Source organism: Bacillus sp. 05T31 (assembly GCF_056396725.1).
In genome coordinates this window covers 1-2,810 of record NZ_JBFTMA010000596.1, presented here as the reverse complement: position 1 = coordinate 2,810, position 2,810 = coordinate 1, and the positions used below count along the sequence as shown (strand labels likewise).

The 2,810-nt window shown below is 33.5% G+C and carries 2 protein-coding genes, 1 pseudogene and 1 riboswitch; all 3 genes and pseudogenes read left to right on the top strand.

Translation table 11 applies throughout. From position 1 onward, the window contains the following. The first annotated feature begins 19 nt into the window (after window positions 1-19). Window positions 20-135, top strand: a riboswitch (SAM riboswitch). 139 nt (window positions 136-274) lie between these two features. After that, window positions 275-823 (top strand): ECF-type riboflavin transporter substrate-binding protein, encoded by a 549-nt coding sequence (locus AC1DJR_RS24885; RefSeq protein ID WP_477003752.1) that lies wholly within the window; start codon window positions 275-277, stop codon window positions 821-823. A gap of 10 nt (window positions 824-833) precedes the next feature. Next, a complete protein-coding gene (locus tag AC1DJR_RS24880) occupies window positions 834-2,534 on the top strand; it encodes an energy-coupling factor transporter ATPase (RefSeq protein WP_477003751.1) in 1,701 nt (566 codons plus the stop codon). Beyond that, window positions 2,527-2,810 (top strand): annotated as a pseudogene (locus AC1DJR_RS24875) (energy-coupling factor transporter transmembrane protein EcfT); the annotation flags it as partial. The gene AC1DJR_RS24880 and the pseudogene AC1DJR_RS24875, both read left to right, overlap by 8 nt.

Below are 2,810 nucleotides of genomic sequence, written 5' to 3'. Positions count from 1 at the left end.
AATACAGATTACAAATACATACTTATCCAGAGAGGTAGAGGGAACGGCCCTTTGAAGCCTCAGCAACCCCTATGTAATTACATAGGAAGGTGCTAATTCCGCAGAGGACACTATGTGTCTTTTGAAAGATAAGGGGATTCTTGTACGTGAAAGAAAATGACCTCTTATTTAAGAGGTCATTTTTTGTTGTATAGAAAGGAAGTGTCGATGCATAATTCATTTTCAAAATAAATATAGAGTATTAAAAGTTGAATAATACGAGAGGGGAATTGTAATGAACAAATTAACGACAAAGCTAGTAGTAGCTATTGGGATTGGAGCAGCTTTATACGGGGTATTAGGGCTTTGGGGATTTTCTATCGCGCCGAATACATTTATTAAACCCGCATTGGCTATTTTAACAGTTTTTGGAGCGTTATTTGGCCCGGTAGCAGGGCTTTTAATAGGACTCATCGGTCATACCGTTACAGATACGATCGCTGGTTGGGGTATTTGGTGGGGATGGGTTATTAGTTCAGGTATTATTGGTTTTGCAATGGGACTCATACAAAAAAGAGTTGGTTTTAGTGTAAAACATGGAACGTATAATAACCGTGATATTTCTTATTTTGCAATTGCAGGGTTAATTGGTATTGTCATAGCWATTATATTTGCTGGAGCATTCGATATTATTGTGATGGGAGAACCGTTTGACAAAATAGTTATACAAGTACTAGGCKCAACAATTGCAGACGTTATCGTATTTTTAGTTCTTGGCTTACCAATCACGATCGGTCTAGCGAAATCAAATAAGAAACATACACATTTAAAAATTGAAAAGTAGGGATGAATACATGCAACCAATTATTTCTTTTGAACAATTTACCTTTCAATATAGGCATACCACGCAGCCTACTTTGAAAAATATTACATTTCAAATATATCCTGGGGAAAAGGTACTTATCGCTGGACGAAGTGGTTCAGGTAAGTCAACATTAGCTCATTGTATAAATGGGCTAATCCCATTTTCTTACGAAGGGATAAGTACCGGTAACATTTTAATAGCTGGAAAGGATCCGAGAAAAGGTAGTGTTTTTGAACAGAGTAAACACGTAGGGACAATATTACAAGATCAAGATGCACAATTTATAGGCCTTACTGTCGAAGAGGATGTAGCATTTGCATTAGAAAACGATTGTGTAAATCAAATAGAAATGAGAAAGATTGTTACGGATTCTTTAAAAAAGGTAAGCATGCAGGACTTTCATACACAAAGTCCACATGAGTTATCAGGAGGTCAAAAACAGACAGTCTCTCTTGCAGGTCTGCTAACGACAAATGCCGATATATTATTATTTGATGAACCGTTAGCTAATTTGGATCCTGCATGTAGTTTGAATACAATAGAACTCATTAAAAATATACATGAGAAATATAATAAAACAATTGTAATTATTGAACATCGAATAGAAGAAATTTTAAACCTTGATTTAGATAAAATTATTTTAATAGATGAGGGAGAAGTTATTGCCGTTGGTTCACCGGATAGTATTTTAAATTCTAATATATTACCAAATATCGGACTAAGAGAACCTATTTATATAGARGYGCTAAAGAAATTAAATTTTGATAGTAATAATGTTARGGTATTTCCAATTGAAAATCTTCGTAATGCAGGCGTTCATAGCCTATTAAAGAACTGGATGCATAAGCAAGTTTCATCAAAAAACAAATATATTAAAAAAGCTTTATGCAAGATAGAAAATTTATCATTTACGTACAATAACAAACATACAGCCTTAGAAGATATCAACCTTTCAATAGGAGAGGGAGAAATAATAGCCTTATTGGGTCATAATGGAGCAGGGAAATCGACATTAGCTCATACTCTTATAGGAATAAATAAAACAAAGAATGGGAGAATAACATTCGATGGAGAAAATATAAATTGTTGGTCTATTCGTAAACGCGGGGAAGTTATTTCTTACGTTATGCAAAACCCAAATCAGATGATTACACAGCCTACTGTTTTAGAAGAGGTTTCATATTCATTACAATTAAAAAAGGTTTCTAAAGATGAGATTGAGATAAGAGTCGAAAAAGCTTTAAAAATTTGTGGATTATATCCATTTCGTAACTGGCCAATTCAGGCATTAAGCTATGGACAAAAAAAGAGGCTTACTATTGCATCTGTACTTATAACAAACCCAAAACTTATTGTATTAGATGAGCCGACAGCAGTACATGATTATTACCATTACAAACAGTTTATGTCGTTTATTAGAAAACTGGCCGAAAGGGGCATATCCTTTATTATTATCACACACGATATGAATCTTGCTTTAGAATATGCAGATCGAGCGGTAGTTCTGCATGAAGGGGAAATTATTGCGGACAATACTGTATCTGCTGTTTTAGGGGATCAAGGAACGTTACAAAGAGCTAATCTACGGGAGATTTCATTAATAAAACTAGCTAAATTAAGCGGAATTCCAACTCCAGAAACATTTGTGAAACTTTATATTGAAGCTAATAGGAGGGAGGAATATGCATAATACGTATTTTTATCGTATGGATGGTGCAATTAAATTATCTTTATTTATATTTTGTATGACACTTACTTTTTTATTTTTTGATTTTCGTATATTGCTAATTTTATTTATTGTTGGATGTATCGGCCTCTTAATTGCAAAAATTCAATTGCGTAAAATTATAGTTATTTTCAGCGTTATATTTACATTTAGTTTATTAAATTCCGTTATGATTCTTTTCATTACGCCCACTCATGGATCGGAATTAACGGGATCGTATACCTCTTTTTTTTATATAGG